Here is a 16607-nt window from a genome sequence, read left to right on the forward strand (position 1 = left end):
CCCTCGTCCAATGGCAAGCCGACTGGCTGCGCCGCGGGCTGCCACTGTCCGGCAAGCCCACCAAATTCCAGGTCCGCGACGGAAGGTTCTGATCCCCGTGTCCCGTACGCCCGCAGCCACTCCCAAACCCGTACCCTCCGCGGCGGCCCCGGCACGCACTCCGATGGACGTGCTCGCCGGGGGAGCCGTCATCCCCGCTCATCCACTCGCCCTCGGCGCCGACCGCAAGCTCGACGAACGTCGGCAACGCGCACTTACCCGTTACTACCTGGCCTCCGGCGCGGGCGGCCTCGCCGTCGCCGTCCACACCACCCAGTTCGAGATCCGCGAGCCGGGCATCGGCCTGCTGGCACCGGTCCTCGAACTCGCCGCCGAGACCGTGCGGAACGAGGCCGGCCGCCCCGTCGTCACCGTCGCCGGGGCCTGCGGCCACACCGCGCAGGCCGTCTCCGAAGCCGAGCTCGCAGCCTCCCTCGGCTACGACGCCGTGCTGTTGAGCCCCGCCGTGCCCGGCGCCGACGAGAAGGGCCTGCTGGACCGGGCCCGCGCCGTCGGCGAGGTGCTGCCGGTGATCGGCTTCTACCCCCAGGAGGCAGTCGGCGGACGCTACCTCTCGCCGTCGTTCTGGAGCTCATTCGCAGACCTGCCGAACACCGCGGCCATCAAGATCGCGCCCTTCGACCGCTACCGCACGGCCGATGTCGTACGGGCCGTGGCGGCCGCCGATCGCTCCGACGAGGTCGCCCTGTACACCGGCAACGACGACGACATCATCGGCGACCTGCTCACCCCCTACGAAACCAAGGGCACTCGGCGGTGGTTCGCCGGCGGGCTGCTCGGCCAATGGGCCGTTTGGACCGGTTCCGCCGTCACCCTCCTCGATCAGGTCCGGCGGGCACGCGCCGGTGACCACGACGCCGTGGTCGGTTGCCTCGCCCGCCGTCCGGAGCTCACCGACGCCAACAGCGCTGTGTTCGACGTGCGCGGCGGATTCCGCGGCTGTATCGCGGGTGTCCATGAAGTGCTGCGCCGCCAGGGTCTGTTGGAGGGCATCTGGTGTCTCGATCCGAAGGAAGTCTTGTCTCCGGGCCAGGCCGAAGAGATCACCCGGGTCGCCACGGCCTACCCCTGGCTCACCGACGACGACTTCGTAGCGGAGCACCTCGATGACTGGCTCTCCTGACCCGGGGGCGGCCCGCCTGCCGCGGGTCGTCGTCGCCGTACCCCCGCACCTTCGTGAGCAGTTCTTCACCCCCGCGGTGTGGCAGAGCCTCTGCGCCGCGGCGCAGCCGGTCGTCCTCGACGAGCACACCGACCGGGACGCACTCGGTGCGGCGCTGCCCGGTGCCCGTGCCCTGATCACCGCCTGGGGAACACCCCGCCTCAGCGAGGAACTCCTCGATGTCGCCGACCGACTGGCGATCGTCGCCCACACCGGATCGGCGGTCGCCCCGTACGTCACCGAGGAAGTCTTCCGGCGTGGGATCCTCGTCACCCAGGCCGGTGACGCGATGGCACGCCCGGTCGCCGAGGTGGCCCTGGCGTTCACCCTCGCCCTGCTGCACCGCATCCACCGCTTCGACCACGCGCTGCGCGGCGGAGCCGACTGGGACGAGGCCGGCCAGGCCCCGCCGCGGCACGAGATCCAGGGCTGTGCGATCGGCGTCATCGGAGCGTCCCGCACCGGTCGTGCGTACATCGAGCTGGCGAGGGCACTGGGGGCACAGGTCGCGGTCACCGACCCGTATCTGACGGCCGAGGACGCACAACGGCTCGCGGTACGGGTGGTGCCGCTGGACGAACTGCTCCGTGGCAGCCGGATCGTCGCCGTGCATGCCCCTGCCACCGCCGAGACCCGGCGCATGCTGGGTGCGCGCGAACTGGCGCTGATGCCCGACGGCGCCGGTCTGGTCAACACCGCCCGTTCCTGGCTCGTCGACGAGGATGCCCTCCTCGCCGAGCTGTCGTCGGGCCGACTGGACGCGGCGATCGATGTCTTCGACACCGAACCACTGCCGGTCCGCCACCTGTTCCGGAAACTGCCGAACGTTCTGCTGACCCCTCATCAGGCGGCGGGCACCGCCGAGTGTCGTCAGCGGCTCGGCGCAAGTGCCGTGGAGGAGGTGCTGCGGTTCCTGCGCGGCGATCCACCATTGCACTTCGTGGGGCCGGACGCACTGGCCCGCGTTTTTTGATCACTCGATCGCAACCACACCGGGCCCCAGAGGCCGACCTGCTGCACCGCCGGGCACAAGCCGAAGCCGAGGGCCGGATCGGCGAAATCGAAGGCATCGACCTCACCCTCACCCTTCTCGGTTCCAAACGCGACGAGACCCGACGGCGTGCCCAGCGCCCGGCAGTCGACCTCGTATCCCATCCACCCGCCGGAAGAAGGAAGAAGGTGAATCGGAGCGGATCACATCGTGAACAGTCCTGCCCCTGGACAGTCCCGGCCTGACCCCCAGATCAGGCCGTGGGCTTCAGAGTGCCTGTGGCTGTCTGCTCGTCGTGTTCGCGCAGCATGCGCATGACGGTGGCCGGGGCTGGGTGCTGGCCGCGCTTCTTGCCGGTGCGGATGACGAGGCGGGAGGCGATCTCGCGCAGCAAGAGGCGTTTGTCGTCGCGCAGACGCAGGGCGGTGGCGAGCATGTCCTCGTCGGAGACCTTGACCCCGCCGATAGCCTTGCCCTTCGTACGGGCGGTCTCCTGGCCTTCGAGGGTCTTGTCACGGACGTGCGGTACTCGCGGGCCGCCGCCAGGGCCGCCTTCGTTTCGGGGCGTTCGCGGACCCGGGTGCTGATCTGTTCCTGGGAAAGCCGGTGTACGCCGGAGGATTCGAGGGCGTCGACCCGGGACTGGATCTCCTGCGTCCGGCTGGAGGCGCGGGCGTACCCAAGCCGGACCTCCATCGGCACGGCAGTCGCCGCGAGTTTCTGCCCCGGCAGGGCGAGCCCGCCGGGGCCCGGCAGGTGGACGTCGGGCAGGTGTGCGACTCAACGAGCCGGTACGGGTCGGTGATCACGCTCGGATCGCTTCAGAAGTGCGTTTCACTGGTCGAGAGGAAGAAAACGTTCTGTGAAACAAATCGACCCGCGGCGATGTTGCTGGCGCCCGGTGTTGAAACGGGACCACCTATCAAGCACCGACTTGCGGTGGGGCCGAGGCGCGTCAGGAGTTGTTCAGGTAGGTGAGAACGGCGAGGACGCGGCGGTTGTTGTTGTCGTCATCGGTGATGCCGAGTTTGCCGAACAGGGAGGTGGTGTACTTGCTGATGGCGCTTTCGCTGAGGAAGAGCCGTTGGCCGATGGCCTGGTTGGACAGTCCTTCGGCCATGAGGCCGAGCACGGAGTGTTCGCGTTCGGTGAGCTGTTCGAGCCGTCGATACGAGGATCCGCTGGACAGTAGTTTGGCGATGACGGCCGGGTCCATGGCGGTCCCGCCGGCGGCGACGCGTTCCAGGGCGTCGATGAACTGATCGGCGTCGAAGACGCTCTCTTTGAGGAAGTAGCCGATACCACCGGCGCCGTCGGCCAGGAGTTCGCGGGCGTACAGCTGCTCGACGTACTGGGAAAGGATGAGGACCGGCAGTCCGGGCAGTTCGCTGCGGGCGGCAAGGGCCGCCCGCAGGCCCTCGTCCGACTGGGTCGGTGGCATGCGGACGTCGACGACGGCAACATCCGGCCGCCACGTCAACAGCGCGTGCAGCGTCTCGGGTCCGGTGGCTGCAGTCGCCACCACCTGGTGTCCATATGCCTCGATGAGGCGAACCATCCCGTCACGCAGGAGGTAGAGGTCTTCGGCTACAACGATTCGCACGGCACCATCATCCTCACTCGGGTCGGTCCGCCTTCCGGGCTGGTGATCCCCAGGGTGCCATCGAAGACCGCGAGGCGGCGGCGCAGCCCCGCGAGTCCGCCGTCGGCTCGCAGGCCGGCTCCGCCGCGGCCGTTGTCCTCGACATCGATGACGACGCCGGTGTCGTCCTGGGTGATGGAGATCCGGGCCTGGGTCGCACGGGCGTGCTTGACCGAGTTGGTCAGCAGTTCGGCGATGGCGAAGTACAGGGCGGACTCGATCGACGGGTCCAGGCTGAGTGGAAGGTCTGCGCTGACAGCCGCTTCGAGCGGGCTGTCCAGGGCAAGAGCACGAACGGCATCGATGAGCCCGCGGTCGTTCAGCACGGGCGGGTTGATTCCCTGGACCAGTTCGCGGAGCTCGGTCAGTGACGCGGTGGCACCGGCCCGCGCTTCCCGCATCAGCGTCCTGGCCTGGTCAGGGTCGGTTTCCATCAGCTTCTCCGCAGTCGCCAAAGAAAGCCCGAGCCCGACCAGGCGGGCCTGCGCCCCGTCGTGCAGGTCCCGCTCGATCCGGCGGATCTCGGCGGCCTGGGCAACCGTCGCATCCGCGCGCTGGGCAGTCAGCTCGTCCACCCGGTCCGCCAGCGCCATCGCGGGTGACGGGCGCAGGAAGCGGACGGCCACTGGCTTGAGACACCGCCAGGCATACGGGGCGCTGGCGACGGCCACGACCAGGCCGAGCCCCCCGAAGACGCGCGCGGCGGGCCCCAGCCGGCCGAGTCCGAGGACCGCCACGGCCACCCCGGCCGGCGGGAGGGACGCGACCACGCCTACGGTGAGCGGCGCGATCGCCGTGAACCGCAGATCACGCCAGTTGGCGGGATCGCTCCACCGGACCCGCCACTTCTGATCCAAGAGGGCATCGCGGCGGGTGCGCTCGTAGCCGAAGCCATTCCACCAGTACCCGGTGGACATCCGCGTCACCGGCCCGGCCTGCCGGTATCCGGCGGGGATGACGGTGGCCGTCCACCTCGCGACGAGGAAGCGGACCATCCGGCAGACCGAGCGGGACAGGGCGAGCGTGCCCCCGCACACCAGCACGAGCGGCGCAACCCACGACCACGGGTTTGCCGCTCCCCACCAGATCCCCAGCGCCACGGCGCCGGCCCACACGGCCGGGACCAGCATGCTGATGACCGCCACGAGGCACGCCCGTACGAACCCCACGCCGACGCGCGCCGGCCACGAACCCAGCTGTCTCATGATTCTTCCCTCGCTTTCCGTTCGGTGCTCCCACTGTGCACCGCGCGGAGCCCGCTACCGTCCTGGTCAGCCGGGGAGTGGGGCTATCCCCACCCACCCGTGGGTCTGGACGGATACCGCGTCGGCCTGGCGCTTTTTAGCGTCGGTGAGCATGGAAACCAACAAGCACACGACTGAGGCGGCACTCCTCAACAGCACCCGCGCCCAAGAAGCCTTCGACATGGTGAAGAACACCGTCAAGGTCTACGGCGCACTCGGCGCCGTCGCCCTCTTGGCGGTCATCGCAGTGTCGACCAGCGGTCATACGGTGAACACGTTCATGTGGGTCCGGGCAGCCCTGCTGCCTGCAGTCGCCGTGCTCATCCACCGGATGGCCGTCTCCGCTTCCCGGGGATCTCGACGGGCCTTCGAGCGCGTGAGCGCCCTCGCCGTCATCATGCCGATCGCGATCATCGGCGTCGACCTGATCCCGGGTATCTGCCCGCCGTGGTACGCCGTGACGCAGGCCGTGTGCATGCTGCCCATCATCCGAGTCGCGTTCATCATCCGGGGCTCCGCACTGCGCGCCGCCTTCCTCAAGTCACGCTGACCCCTCAGCTCCTGCGTGCTTCCTGACTGCACCAACGGCAAGGGAGGCGACAGTGAACCAGGCGGGCAACGCCGGCCGCCGCGCTGGTCCACTCCCTGTCGTCGGCATCGTCTGATGCGTCCGGGGCGCGCAGTGGACAACAGGCCCGTGTCCGGCTGCTACAGCCCGGCTCCGGGCTCGTCCATGCCAGCGGTCCGCAGCGGCCGGTGTCCCCGGTCGTCGAGCTGGGCAAGTTCGCGTTCGTAGTCGACGGTGATCGAGCCGTAGTAGTTGACCACCGAACTGCGCGCCGGGGAGATGTGCGCCAACACCTCGGCGTCCACCCCGCGCCCGGCGGTACGCAGTTCACCGACGGCCAGGCCCATGTACTCCGTGTGCCAGCAGACCACTGCGTTCGTCACGACAGTCAGGCACCACGCCTGTTCGTTTTGCTGCTCGGGCCGACGTCGGGTGACCTTGCCTTCGCGGGCGTAGTGGAGCCGGCGGCGCAGGGCGCCCGCACGGAGACCTCCGAGGCGCGGCTGCGCCACTTCATGGCCGACGCCGGACACGAGCTGCGCACGCCGCTCACCGCCATCCAGGGCTTCGCCGAGCTCCTCCTCGACGAGCCCGGCATGGCCGCCGTACGGCGCCACGAGGCACACGCCCTGATCGCCCACAACGCCGGCCGCATGAGCCGCCTGGTCGACGACCTGTTCCTCCTCGCCAAGCTCGGCGAGGCACCCGTGGCACACCGGGAGCCAATCGACCTGCTCTCCCTGGCGGCCGACGCCATCGCCGGCGCCGCCGTACGCCACCCCCACCACGCCATCACCCTGGAACCGCTCTCGGCCCCTCCCCGGATTCCCGGCCCCGCCCGGACGGGAGAGCTCCCGGGCGCCGGGGCCGGCGGGGAGCTCGACATCGTCGAGACGCCCGGCGATCCCCACCAGCTCGCCCAAGTCCTGGGCAACCTCCTGTCCAACGCCGCCACCCACACGCCTCCCGGGACCGCCGTCCACGTCAGAGTCGGCCTCACTCGCACCTCCGCCGGCGCGAGCCCGGGCAGCGGCCGGCCGCTGCCGGCCGGCACCCCCGTCTGCGTGGTCGAGGTCGCCGACGACGGCCCCGGCATAAAGCCCGACGAGGCCCACCGCGTCTTCGACCGCTTCTACCGGGCGACCCCTCACGACCGGTCGTCCGCACCGGGATTCGGGGCCGACCGCGAGCCGGGCTCCGGCCTCGGACTCGCCATCGCCTCCGCCATCGCCGCTGCGCACGCCGGACGCCTCGAACTGGACAACCGCCCCGGTGAGGGCTGCGCCTTCCGCCTGCTCCTGCCCGATCCGACGACCGCGCCGAAGGACGACGCCGATGAGACTCACCACGATCCGCATCACCCCTGACCGCACCACCGCAGCCCGCATCGACAAGAAGCACTTCACCCCCTGCCTCACCCGGACGTGGGCGCCCTGATCGCGTCGGGCACCGACTGGGCCCTGCGCGCCACGGCCCACACGGGCGAACGGTTCCCCCTCCCCTCCGCCACGTCGCCGGGTACGTCGTCGTCAACCACCTGTACACCCTCGACGGCCCGGCGGGACCGGCCGGGCCGTGCTCCGTGCTCCTCCTCGGACCGGATCTGGTCACCCCCGACCACGTTCCCATCGGGGGACGGGGACCGACCCCTGACGGCCGCGCTCGACGGCCGCCCGGTCCAGAGGGCCAACACCTCGGACCTCCACTTCGACGTCGCCACCCCCGTCGCGCACGCCGGCGACCTGACGCCCCTCGAACCGGGAGACCTGATCACCACCGGCACACCGGGCGGCACCCTCTCCCACCCCCTTGCCCCGGCCGGAACCTCCACGTCGCCGTCAAGGGTCTGGATGACATCGACTGCCTCGTGGCGGCACCGCTGTCCTGACGGAAGTACGTGCGAAAGCACAGGCGATGACAGATTCGAACTTCCGTGCGACCGTGCTCGCGGTTTCGGAAGCGTCACCTGAATCACCGGTATTGCGCTGAGGCGGCCCGTCCTGGATCAATCAGCACCCCGGCGGCAACCTCGGTAGCCAGCGCCCGCCCCAGCCCTCGGCTTCACCGTCGCCCTGGAACCTGCTGAGCCCCTCGCCGAACTGACAGCCGGTCCGCCGCGCACGGCTGGTCATCGTGCGCCTGACGCCAGGACTCACATAGCGGCTCCACGGCCTTGGTAACCGGGAAAGCGCCCTGGCAGCAGCCCCGGCACCGGCCGCTCACTGCCCGTACCGGCCGTCCATGCCACAGGCCGCTGCCCCACGGCACCGGCCTGGCCTGCTGTCGGTATCCGCAGGCTCGGCTGTCCACCCCCGGGCCTGTAGCCCCGCGTCCCCGGGCCTTCGTCACGTGTCCTGGCAGGGTGACCGGCGACGGCTCCACATGGGATCTCACGTTCTGCGGGCGGCGTCCGTCTACCAGGCAGGAGAAGGGAGACGCAGATGAGCACCCGACACGTCGCGATCGAGACGTACCTCGGGCCGATCACGATCGTCGCCAAGGACGAGACGATCACCGGCCTGTACTTCAGGCACCATGTCCGCCGGCCTTCGCAGGAGGCGTTCGGACCCGAGATCAGCGACTCGCCGGACTCGCTGCTGAACGAAGCGGTCCGCCAGCTGTGCGATTACCTGGCAGGGCGGCGCCGACAGTTCGATCTTCCGCTCGCGGCCGAGGGCGACTCGTTCCAGCATGCCGTCTGGGACATCGTGAAGAGCATCCAGTGCGGGGACACGACCACCTATGGCCGTATCGCCGAGCAGGTCGGAGACCGCGGTCTCGCGCAGAAGGTCGGACAGGCCGTGGGCGCGAACCCGCTGTGCATCTTCGTCCCGTGCCACCGCGTCGTCGGCTCCACCGGGGCCCTGACCGGGTACGCCGGCGGGCTGAAGCGCAAGCAGGCGTTGCTGGAGCTTGAGGAGCCGCCCGCAGGCGACGCCGGACGGTTGTTCTGACCGGGAATCTCACGCTTGCCGCCGCACGTACGTCTTCAATGGGATGGACATGAAACAACCGTTCGAGAGTGTGGTGGCGCAGCACGGTGCGACCGTGCTGCGCGTCTGCCGGGTCGTACTCGGCCCTCATGATGCGGACGACGCGTGGTCGGAGACCTTCCTGGCCGCCATGCGCGCCTATCCCGATCTGCCGGAGACGGCGAACGTGGAGGCGTGGCTGGTGACGATCGCGCACCGCAAGGCGATCGACGTGCTGCGTGCCGCGAAGAGGAATCCCCTGCCGGTCGACGAGGTACCGGAAACGCCGGCAGGGCAGGGCGTTCCGGACGTCGAGGCCGCCGGTCTGTGGTCCGTGGTGAAGGAACTGCCCAGCAAGCAGCGCCAGGCTGTCGCCTACCGGTACGTGGCGGGGCTGACGTACGCCGAGATCGCGGAGATCCTCGGCGGCACCGTCGAGGCGGCCCGAAGAGCCGCCGCGGACGGGCTGAAGAATCTCAGGAAACACTATCCGGGCGCGATCACGAAAGGAGCATCGTCGTGAGCGACATGCGCAACGATGACGACATGGCCGACCTGCTGTCGGCCCCCGTGGACGCCGGCACTCTCAGTCGCCTCCACCGCCGTCTGGAGCAGGCCGCGGAGCAAGCCGACCTGATCGATGTCGCTTACACGACCATCGACTCGCCCGTCGGCAAGCTGCTGCTCGCCGCCACCCCGAAGGGGCTGGTCCGCGTGGCGTACGACGGCGAGGACCACGACCGGGTCCTGGAAACCCTCGGCCACAAGCTCAGCCCGCGGATCCTGCGCGCCCCCCAGCGGCTGGAGGAGGCAACCCGCGAGATCGACGAGTACTTCGCCCGGCGCCGCCGGGTCTTCGACGTGCCGCTGGACCTTTCCCTGTCACACGGGTTCCGGCGCCTGGTGCAGACGCACCTGCCCGAGATCGGCTACGGCCAGACCCGCAGCTACCGCGACATGGCCGAGCTCGTCGGCAACCCCAAGGCCGTCCGGGCGGTGGGCACCGCCTGCGCGACCAACCCGCTGCCGATCGTCGTCCCGTGCCACCGCGTGCTGCGCACCGACGGCACCCTCGGCGGCTACATCGGCGGGCTTGAGGCCAAGACCACGCTGCTGGACCTGGAGGCCGCGGCATGAGCACCACGAAGGCGACCGGGCAGAAGACGGACCGGTGGCACCATCGCGTCGAGTCCGGCGACTGGGAGGCAATCACCGCGGAGGTCAACGAGTACGGCGGCGCGCTGCTGCCGCAGCTGCTCACCGCCGAGGAGACCGCGGAGACCAGGGAGCTGTACGAGCGGGACGGCCTGTTCCGCAGCACCGTCGACATGGGCCGCCACCGCTTCGGCGAGGGCCAGTACCGGTACTTCAACACGCCTTATCCCGAACCGGTCGAACGGCTCAAGCAGGCGCTGTACCCGCGGCTGCTGCCCATCGCCCGCGACTGGTGGACCAAACTCCGCAGGCCCGCGCCATGGCCGGACTCGCTCGACGAGTGGCTCCAGATGTGCCACGACGCCGGCCAGACGAAGTCCACGGCGATCCTGCTCCGCTACGCAGAGAAGGACTGGAACGCCCTGCACCGCGACCTGTACGGCGACCTCGTGTTCCCGCTGCAAGTCGTGATCAACCTCAACGAGCCCGGTGTGGATCACACGGGCGGCGAGTTCCTGCTCCTGGAACAGCGCCCACGCGCCCAGTCCCGGGGCACGGCCACGCTGCTGCCGCACGGACACGGATACCTGTTCACCACCCGCGACCGGCCCGTCCGCTCCGCCCGCGGATGGTCCGCCGCGCCGGTCCGTCACGGCGTGTCCGCCATCCGGTCCGGCGAACGTCACACCCTTGCCCTCGTCTTCCACGACGCCGCATGAACGACACGATGGACACCTACACCCTCCTGGGGGCCGACGGCCGGCCCTGCCGGTCGCCGGCCAAGGGAAAGTGGGGCGGCCACCAGGGCTCGAAGATCTACGGACGGCTCGACTGCCCCGCCGCACTGCGCGCCATCGCCCGCGGCGGCTACGTGAGGCACCGGGTCTTCTTCGCCGACGAGGCCACGGCCCTCGCCGCCGGGTTCCGGCCCTGCGGCATCTGCTGCAAAGACCGCTACCAGCAGTGGAAGACCGCCCGAGAGAACGGCCGACCATGGACCCCCTGACCAGCCCCCTGCTGAAGAGGCCGGCGAGCCACGACGCGGTCCCGACAGCCACAGACGCCGAGGTCGCGGCCATCGTCCACCTGGCTCGCGACCGCCGCGCCCACACCATCGTGATCGGCTCCGGCCGCACCCCGCATGCACTGGAGACCTCACGCCTGATCGAATCGGCCTGGGACCGCGCGGGAGGCACAACCCTCGCCACGATCACCTGGCCCGAGACCGGAGCCTCCTGGCTGCGCCACGCGTCACGGTTCGCCGACGCCAACCCCGACCTGTGGGTGATGACCGGCCCGCCGACCGGCTGGGCGCAGATGACCCGGCGACTGCTGTGGTCGACCCCGTGGCGCCCCGAGCGCACCCTGACGACCGCCGCGATCGGCGAACCGCGCACGCTCGCGCTCGTCGGCCTGATCAATCTGAACGGCCTGGCCGGCGCGACCGCACACGGCACCACCTGGCTCGTCGAGGACGACACCCTCCAGTACCCCACCCGCACGGAGGACCGGCCATGACAGCGCTGTTCACTCCACAACTCCCCGAGCGCGACGCGCAGGAGATCACCCCGGGCGCCACCCACGTCCCGAACTGGCTGACTCAGGAACAGCAGAAGTGGATTGTGGGTCAGTTCCGCGAGTGGGTACAGGGACCTGTCCCCATCCGCGCCGCGAAGATCCGCGGACACGAGATGTCGGTGCGCACCGTGTGCCTGGGCTGGCACTGGCAGCCGTACCGGTACACGAGAACGGCCACCGACGTGAACGGCGCCCGCGTCCTTCCGTTCCCCGACTGGATGATCCGCCTGGGACGCCACGCCCTTCAGGCCACCGGGCACGACACGGCCACGATCGGCTCGTACACGCCCGACACGGCGCTGGTGAACTTCTACGACGCGAACGCCCGCCTGGGATTGCACCAGGACAAGGACGAGGAATCCCGTGCCCCGGTCGTGTCGCTGTCCGTCGGCGACACCTGCACGTTCCGCTTCGGCAACACCGAAAGCCGCAAAAAACCCTATACGGACCTGCTGCTGGCCTCCGGCGACCTCTTCGTCTTCGGCGGACCCGCCCGCCTCGCCTACCACGGTGTCACCAAGATGCACCAGGACACCGCCCCCGAGGGGTGCGGCATCAGCCGCGGCCGGATCAACATCACGATGCGCATGACAGGGCTCGACGGGTGATCGCATGACACAGGAAGCAAGCAACACCACTGCTGCCGGTCCCGGCGTCGTCGTCGGAGAGGACGGACACGCCCGTCCCGCATGGGCGGCCGTCGACCCCCTGCTGCGTGACTACTACGACGGCGAATGGGGCATGCCGGTCACTGACGAACGCGGCGTCTACGAGCGCGTCAGCCTCGAAGGCTTCCAGGCGGGCCTGTCCTGGGCGACGATCCTGCGCAAACGACCCGCGTTCCGCGAGGCGTTCAACGGCTTCGATCCGGACGTGATCGCCGCGTACACCGAGACCGACGTCGAACGGCTGCTGGCCGACACCGGCATCGTGCGCAACCGGCAGAAGATCCGGGCGACCATCGCCAACGCCCGCGCCACCATCAGACTGCGCGAGGACATGGGCCTGGCCCACTTGGTGTGGTCCTTCCGGCCCGAGACCACTCCGCGCCCCCGGACCTTCGCGGAGATCCCCACGAAGTCCGCCGAGTCCATCGCGCTGTCGAAGGAGCTGCGGCGGCGCGGCTTCGCCTTCGTCGGCCCGACCACCATGTTTGCGCTCATGGAGGCGATCGGCATCGTCGACACCCACCTTCTGGACTCGCACCGGCGCGGCAGCTCCGGAGTCTGGACATCGTGACCCTGCTCCGCCTCTTTCCCCCCAGGGCCCCACCGACTCCGAGACCGCGCTGCGGATGCTGGCCGCCCACGCGATTCCGGGAGCCGAAGAAGCAGACATCCCGAGCCGCACCTACACCCGGCTCCTGCACCACGCGGGAGCGCCTGTGCGGGTGACGGTGACCTTCGCCAAGGACCAGGTCGCCGTCGACCTGCTCGACGAGATCCCCGCCCCCGACGGCCCGGCGGTGCCGATCCGCCGCTGGCCGGACCTCGACTCCGACACCGCACGGATCGCCGACGCCCTCGCCACCGACCCGCTGATCCGCCCGCTGGTCGAGCACCGGCCCGGCATCCGGCTCATCGGCTGCCCCGACGAGTTCGAAGCGGTCATCGCGACGGTCGTCGGCCGGCAGGTCTCGCTCGCCGCGGCCCGCACCTTCATGGGCAGGCTCGTCGCCGCCTACGGAACGCCGGCAGCCGGGCTGAAGACTCTCCCCGCACCACAGGATCTCGCGGCGATCCCCGACGCGGAACTCCAGGCGGCCGTCGGCCTCATCGGTGTACGGACCCGCACCCTCCGGGCCGTCGCCGAGAAGTGGGCGGACGGATTCACCCTCGCGCACCTCACCGCCGACGAGGCACGCCGAGCCCTGCTCAAGCTCCCCGGCATCGGTCCCTGGACCGCGGACTACCTCACAGTGCGTGTACTGCAACACCCCGACACCTTCGCCCCCGGCGTCCCGGTCGCCCGCAGGGCACCCGGGTCCGTCACCGCCGACCAGGCCCGGACCACCGCTGAGAGGTGGGAGCCATGGCGCTCCTACGCGCTCATGCACCTGTGGGCAAACGCCGCCTACGCAGCGCCCGGGAGGGGAGGAACGCGCGCCTGAAGCCAGATCCGGATCTCACACTTCCGCGCGAACCGACGTCTCCCTCGTGCCGGGAAGCAACCGCCCGACGCCGCTGACCCGAGTCAGCTCAGCGCGCCCGTGGCCGTCACGCGCCCGACGGCCACGGGCACCGCTGCCACAAGAGGCATGCAGGAGGAAAGCAAATGGCCGACCGGCAGGGCAAGAAATACGACCTGACCGCTTTCGAAGCCGACAACTACGGGACAAAGACGCAGCGCGCGACCGCCGCCACGTACTCCTTCCCGAATCTCTCGGAGGAAAGAGCCCGGTCGGCCCAGCTCGGCAGGGCGGTCGGAGATCTGCTCCAGTCCGCCATGTTCTTCGGTGGAATCGACGTGCTGCCCTTCACGATCTGCAACGAAAGCCTCGTCGTCGTAGCGTGCCAGGGCAACGAAATGGTCGGCATCTCGGTCATCGACCCGACCGGCGACACCGCCCGCGATGTCGTGACATGGATGGAGCCCACCCAGGAGACATGGGTGGCGCACGTGCTCAAGATCGAGCTTCTGCGCAACGCCCGCGCGGCAGGCATTGACCACGTGATCGTCCAAGACGGCACAGCGACAAAGGCCATCTACGAGGCCCTTGGCCTGCACCCCATCGAGGCAGCCGCCTGACCGGAGGCACCACGGACCCCGCTGTGCACGCGCCGCCCACATCCCTCTCCCCGCCGGCCGGCTCCCTGCCGCGGACGGCCCGCGAGGGCACCACAGGCGTCTCGCGACCGCCATGAGGACCCATCCCGGCATCACCCCGCAGAGCCGGCAGCAGTGCGCCCTGAACCCCCGAAAAGATTCACACGCCCGACCGCTGAGCGGTGTCCCGTAATCCCTGGCGGGCGCGCGACGACAGCTACGGCACCTCGCCGCGTTGTCGGAACGTCCACATACATCTGGTATGCAAATGTCCCTCCGCCTTGCGATGCACCGCATCTGACGCCGCGCACCGGTCCACCACGGATTACGGGACAGCCCTTAGCTCTTCGGTTCGATCCCATAAAACTTCACCGCCGATCTCACATTCCGGATTCGGCGAACGTCTTCGGAATGTCACTACGCCGCTGTCGAATCGGTGACAACAACAGAAAGGACAAACCCATGTCACTCGAAGAGAACAAGGCCATCGTCGGCCGGTGGTTCACCGAGTTCTGGGGCAACCCCTTCAACCCCGGCATCATCGACGAGCTCGCTGCTCCGGACATCCGGTTCGAGTACTCGCTGCACAAGCCCATGCGCGGCCGGGACGAGGTGCGCGCCTTCGCGACCAACTTCCGCACCGCGTTCCCGGACCTCAACTTCTGGGGCACCGCAGACCTCATCGCCGAGGGCGACTACGTCGTCGGGCAGTGGGAGGGCGGCGGCACGCACACCGGGCCGATCGTCTTCGACGACCTTCCCATCGGCTCCGTGCCGGCCGCGTCCGGCAAGACGCTCCGCTTCACCGGCAAGACGGTGCTCAAGGTCCAGGACGGCCTCATCGCCGAGGAGCTCGGACTCGACGACGGCGTGAAGGTCCTCCAGCAGCTCGGCATCATCCCGACCGCCTGAAGCTGAGTGCCGGCAGTGAGCCGGAGGGGGCCTGCCCCGCACGGCAGACCCCTCCGGCAGTTCCAAGATGCCAGCCGGGGGCGTGAAGTACGTGATGCAGCACGCCCTCGGCGTCCACCTGGATATGAGCTGATCTGCTCGGGGGCGTCGAGCATGAGGCCGGCCAGTTGCGAGCCCGCCCACAGGGCGAGAGTCAGGGCCATCTCCCGTGCGTCCTCGGCCTGGTGGCTGTCGCGCAGGTACCGCAGGTACAGGGAGCCGATGCGGATGAGCCGCCCCTCCGGTCGTCATCACCGCCGTCCGCCCGGCCGGTGGTGGCCCCCGGCCGGGTCCGCTCGGCCGGGGGCGGCCCCGACGGCGCTCACCCGGCCCGAACGGCGGCCGTGTCCCGTACGTCGTCCAGGAGTTCCCGTACCAGCACAGCGATCTGCGGCGCCTCGATGAGGAATCCGTCGTGGCCGTACGGCGAGGCGATCACCCGGGCCCGGTCGGCCGAGGGGATGCCCGCGGCCAGCTCCTCCTGCTGCGACAACGGGTACAGGCGGTCGGAGTCGACCCCCGCCACCAGAGTCCGCGCCGTCACCCGGGCCAGGGCGGCGCGCGTGCCGCCGCGCCCCCTGCCGATGTCGTGGGCGTTCATCGCCTCGGCCAGCACGGCGTAACTGGCCGCGTCGAAGCGCCGGACGAGTTTGGCGGCGTGGTGGTCGAGATAGGACTCGACCTGGTAGCGGCCGCCGCTCCCGGGGTCCTCCCCGTCCTGGGCGTGGTTGCCGAAGCGGGCGTCGAGTTCCTCGGCCCCGCGGTAGGTGATGTGGGCGATGCGGCGGGCGACGCCGAGGCCCGCGTGCGGCCCCTGCCCCGGTTCGGCGTCGTGGTAGTCGCCGTCCCGCCAATGGGGGTCGGTGCGGATCGCGTGGAGCTGGGCGCTGGCCCAGGCGATCTGGTCCGCGCTCGCCACCCCCGTCGTGGCCAGCAGCAGCAGCGACGCGACGCGTTCCGGGTGGGACACCGCCCACTCCACCGCCCGCATCCCGCCCATGGAGCCGCCGACCACGAGGGCCCAGCGCTCGATGCCCAGCGCGTCGGCGAGCCCGGCCTCGGCCAGCACCTGGTCGCGCTGGGTGAGCCGGGGGAACGCCCCGCCCCAGCGGCGGCCGCCGGGGCGGTGCGAGGCCGGGCCCGTACTTCCCTGACAGCCGCCCAGGACGTTCGGTGCCACCACGAACCAGTGGTCCGTGTCGAGCGCCCGGCCCGGTCCGATCAGCGCGTCCCACCAACCGGGGGCGGGGTGTCCGGGCCCGGCAGGTCCGGCGACATGGCTGTCGCCGGTGAGCGCGTGCAGGACGAGGACCGCGTTGGAACGGTCGGGCGCGAGCCGCCCCCAGGTCTCGTACGCCAGCCGCACACCGGGAAGCCGGTCGCCCGCCTCCAGCGGCAGAGGCTCCGGACGGTGGTACCACTGCCGGCGCCCCGGTGGGTCCCCCTCCTGCCACGCGCCGGTGGCAGGAAGGGGGATCGCCCTCGGGCCGGTCCCGCCGGTGATGTGGTCCGCGGTGT

20 protein-coding genes and 1 pseudogene are annotated in these 16607 nt (G+C 70.2%); 16 read left to right on the plus strand and 5 right to left on the minus strand.

Features of this window, described 5'->3' with window-relative positions; all coding sequences use genetic code 11:
* Nucleotides 1-163 precede the first annotated feature (163 nt).
* Nucleotides 164-1183, plus strand: coding sequence for a dihydrodipicolinate synthase family protein (locus tag ACFC79_RS35735; RefSeq protein WP_376249161.1), 1020 nt, complete (start codon nt 164-166; stop codon nt 1181-1183).
* Nucleotides 1167-2195 (plus strand): hydroxyacid dehydrogenase, encoded by a 1029-nt coding sequence (locus tag ACFC79_RS35740; protein WP_376249109.1) that lies wholly within the window; start codon nt 1167-1169, stop codon nt 2193-2195. The genes ACFC79_RS35735 and ACFC79_RS35740 overlap by 17 nt, the downstream gene beginning before the upstream one ends.
* Before the next feature lie 271 nt (nt 2196-2466).
* Here the strand turns inward: ACFC79_RS35740 and ACFC79_RS35745 are convergent, their stop codons facing one another.
* From ACFC79_RS35745 to ACFC79_RS35755, 3 genes are all read right to left on the minus strand, one after another.
* Nucleotides 2467-2649 carry a hypothetical protein gene (locus tag ACFC79_RS35745; protein WP_376249110.1) on the minus strand — a complete coding sequence of 61 codons (183 nt, stop codon included), beginning with the start codon at nt 2647-2649 and terminating at the stop codon, nt 2467-2469.
* Nucleotides 2650-3168: 519 nt separating this feature from the next.
* Entirely contained in the window at nt 3169-3816 is a 648-nt protein-coding gene (locus ACFC79_RS35750) for a LuxR C-terminal-related transcriptional regulator (protein WP_376249112.1), read from the minus strand.
* Nucleotides 3801-5060, minus strand: a complete 1260-nt coding sequence (locus tag ACFC79_RS35755; RefSeq protein ID WP_376249113.1) for a sensor histidine kinase — start codon at nt 5058-5060, stop codon at nt 3801-3803. Before ACFC79_RS35755 ends, ACFC79_RS35750 begins: the two co-directional genes overlap by 16 nt.
* 151 nt (nt 5061-5211) lie before the next feature.
* Between ACFC79_RS35755 and ACFC79_RS35760 the strand changes: the two genes are divergently transcribed.
* Nucleotides 5212-5649 carry a hypothetical protein gene (locus ACFC79_RS35760; protein ID WP_376249115.1) on the plus strand — a complete coding sequence of 146 codons (438 nt, stop codon included), beginning with the start codon at nt 5212-5214 and terminating at the stop codon, nt 5647-5649.
* 158 nt (nt 5650-5807) lie between these two features.
* On the opposite strand, the gene ACFC79_RS35765 is transcribed toward ACFC79_RS35760, so the two are convergent.
* Nucleotides 5808-6200, minus strand: coding sequence for a Tn3 family transposase (locus ACFC79_RS35765; protein WP_376249117.1), 393 nt, complete (start codon nt 6198-6200; stop codon nt 5808-5810).
* Here ACFC79_RS35765 and ACFC79_RS35770 point away from each other — a divergent pair.
* The 13 genes and pseudogenes from ACFC79_RS35770 to ACFC79_RS35830 all read left to right on the plus strand — a co-directional run.
* Nucleotides 6147-7034 (plus strand): annotated as a pseudogene (locus ACFC79_RS35770) (sensor histidine kinase); the annotation flags it as partial. The gene ACFC79_RS35765 and the pseudogene ACFC79_RS35770 sit on opposite strands and share 54 nt — an antisense overlap.
* A gap of 57 nt (nt 7035-7091) precedes the next feature.
* Entirely contained in the window at nt 7092-7637 is a 546-nt protein-coding gene (locus ACFC79_RS35775) for a fumarylacetoacetate hydrolase family protein (protein WP_376249119.1), read from the plus strand.
* A 471-nt stretch (nt 7638-8108) separates the two neighbouring features.
* Nucleotides 8109-8621, plus strand: a complete 513-nt coding sequence (locus ACFC79_RS35780) for a methylated-DNA--[protein]-cysteine S-methyltransferase (RefSeq protein WP_376249121.1) — start codon at nt 8109-8111, stop codon at nt 8619-8621.
* Nucleotides 8622-8670: 49 nt separating this feature from the next.
* Nucleotides 8671-9162: an RNA polymerase sigma factor gene (locus ACFC79_RS35785; RefSeq protein WP_376249123.1), complete on the plus strand. Its 492-nt coding sequence runs from the start codon at nt 8671-8673 to the stop codon at nt 9160-9162.
* A 5-nt stretch (nt 9163-9167) separates the two neighbouring features.
* Nucleotides 9168-9776, plus strand: a complete 609-nt coding sequence (locus ACFC79_RS35790; RefSeq protein WP_376249163.1) for a methylated-DNA--[protein]-cysteine S-methyltransferase — start codon at nt 9168-9170, stop codon at nt 9774-9776.
* Nucleotides 9773-10513, plus strand: a complete 741-nt coding sequence (locus tag ACFC79_RS35795) for a 2OG-Fe(II) oxygenase (RefSeq protein ID WP_376249125.1) — start codon at nt 9773-9775, stop codon at nt 10511-10513. Before ACFC79_RS35790 ends, ACFC79_RS35795 begins: the two co-directional genes overlap by 4 nt.
* Nucleotides 10510-10800, plus strand: coding sequence for an Ada metal-binding domain-containing protein (locus tag ACFC79_RS35800; protein ID WP_376249126.1), 291 nt, complete (start codon nt 10510-10512; stop codon nt 10798-10800). The genes ACFC79_RS35795 and ACFC79_RS35800 overlap by 4 nt, the downstream gene beginning before the upstream one ends.
* Nucleotides 10788-11312, plus strand: a complete 525-nt coding sequence (locus ACFC79_RS35805; RefSeq protein ID WP_376249128.1) for a hypothetical protein — start codon at nt 10788-10790, stop codon at nt 11310-11312. Before ACFC79_RS35800 ends, ACFC79_RS35805 begins: the two co-directional genes overlap by 13 nt.
* Nucleotides 11309-11980 carry an alpha-ketoglutarate-dependent dioxygenase AlkB gene (locus ACFC79_RS35810; RefSeq protein WP_376249130.1) on the plus strand — a complete coding sequence of 224 codons (672 nt, stop codon included), beginning with the start codon at nt 11309-11311 and terminating at the stop codon, nt 11978-11980. Before ACFC79_RS35805 ends, ACFC79_RS35810 begins: the two co-directional genes overlap by 4 nt.
* A gap of 4 nt (nt 11981-11984) precedes the next feature.
* Nucleotides 11985-12611 (plus strand): DNA-3-methyladenine glycosylase I, encoded by a 627-nt coding sequence (locus ACFC79_RS35815; protein ID WP_376249132.1) that lies wholly within the window; start codon nt 11985-11987, stop codon nt 12609-12611.
* Nucleotides 12526-13482 (plus strand): DNA-3-methyladenine glycosylase family protein, encoded by a 957-nt coding sequence (locus ACFC79_RS35820; RefSeq protein ID WP_376249133.1) that lies wholly within the window; start codon nt 12526-12528, stop codon nt 13480-13482. Before ACFC79_RS35815 ends, ACFC79_RS35820 begins: the two co-directional genes overlap by 86 nt.
* Before the next feature lie 164 nt (nt 13483-13646).
* On the plus strand, nt 13647-14120 hold the full coding sequence (locus ACFC79_RS35825; RefSeq protein ID WP_376249135.1) for a hypothetical protein: 474 nt from the start codon (nt 13647-13649) through the stop codon (nt 14118-14120).
* A gap of 480 nt (nt 14121-14600) precedes the next feature.
* Nucleotides 14601-15050 (plus strand): ester cyclase, encoded by a 450-nt coding sequence (locus ACFC79_RS35830; RefSeq protein WP_376249137.1) that lies wholly within the window; start codon nt 14601-14603, stop codon nt 15048-15050.
* A gap of 361 nt (nt 15051-15411) precedes the next feature.
* Here the strand turns inward: ACFC79_RS35830 and ACFC79_RS35835 are convergent, their stop codons facing one another.
* Complete coding sequence (locus ACFC79_RS35835; protein WP_376249165.1) at nt 15412-16593, minus strand: homoserine O-acetyltransferase; 1182 nt, start codon at nt 16591-16593, stop codon at nt 15412-15414.
* Between the last annotated feature and the right edge of the window lie 14 nt (nt 16594-16607).

The sequence above is a fragment of the Streptomyces sp. NPDC056061 genome, from assembly GCF_042266885.1.
Classification (GTDB): domain Bacteria; phylum Actinomycetota; class Actinomycetes; order Streptomycetales; family Streptomycetaceae; genus Streptomyces.

Excerpts from the sequence above, each read along its gene's own strand:
- ACFC79_RS35735 (WP_376249161.1), top strand. The coding sequence starts at position 164 with ATGGACGTGCTCGCCGGGGGAGCCGTCATCCCCGCTCATCCACTCGCC.
- ACFC79_RS35740 (WP_376249109.1), top strand. The coding sequence starts at position 1,167 with ATGACTGGCTCTCCTGACCCGGGGGCGGCCCGCCTGCCGCGGGTCGTC.
- ACFC79_RS35745 (WP_376249110.1), bottom strand. The coding sequence starts at position 2,649 with ATGCTCGCCACCGCCCTGCGTCTGCGCGACGACAAACGCCTCTTGCTG.
- ACFC79_RS35755 (WP_376249113.1), bottom strand. The coding sequence starts at position 5,060 with ATGAGACAGCTGGGTTCGTGGCCGGCGCGCGTCGGCGTGGGGTTCGTA.
- ACFC79_RS35760 (WP_376249115.1), top strand. The coding sequence starts at position 5,212 with ATGGAAACCAACAAGCACACGACTGAGGCGGCACTCCTCAACAGCACC.
- ACFC79_RS35780 (WP_376249121.1), top strand. The coding sequence starts at position 8,109 with ATGAGCACCCGACACGTCGCGATCGAGACGTACCTCGGGCCGATCACG.
- ACFC79_RS35785 (WP_376249123.1), top strand. The coding sequence starts at position 8,671 with ATGAAACAACCGTTCGAGAGTGTGGTGGCGCAGCACGGTGCGACCGTG.
- ACFC79_RS35790 (WP_376249163.1), top strand. The coding sequence starts at position 9,168 with ATGCGCAACGATGACGACATGGCCGACCTGCTGTCGGCCCCCGTGGAC.
- ACFC79_RS35795 (WP_376249125.1), top strand. The coding sequence starts at position 9,773 with ATGAGCACCACGAAGGCGACCGGGCAGAAGACGGACCGGTGGCACCAT.
- ACFC79_RS35800 (WP_376249126.1), top strand. The coding sequence starts at position 10,510 with ATGAACGACACGATGGACACCTACACCCTCCTGGGGGCCGACGGCCGG.
- ACFC79_RS35805 (WP_376249128.1), top strand. The coding sequence starts at position 10,788 with ATGGACCCCCTGACCAGCCCCCTGCTGAAGAGGCCGGCGAGCCACGAC.
- ACFC79_RS35810 (WP_376249130.1), top strand. The coding sequence starts at position 11,309 with ATGACAGCGCTGTTCACTCCACAACTCCCCGAGCGCGACGCGCAGGAG.
- ACFC79_RS35815 (WP_376249132.1), top strand. The coding sequence starts at position 11,985 with ATGACACAGGAAGCAAGCAACACCACTGCTGCCGGTCCCGGCGTCGTC.
- ACFC79_RS35825 (WP_376249135.1), top strand. The coding sequence starts at position 13,647 with ATGGCCGACCGGCAGGGCAAGAAATACGACCTGACCGCTTTCGAAGCC.
- ACFC79_RS35830 (WP_376249137.1), top strand. The coding sequence starts at position 14,601 with ATGTCACTCGAAGAGAACAAGGCCATCGTCGGCCGGTGGTTCACCGAG.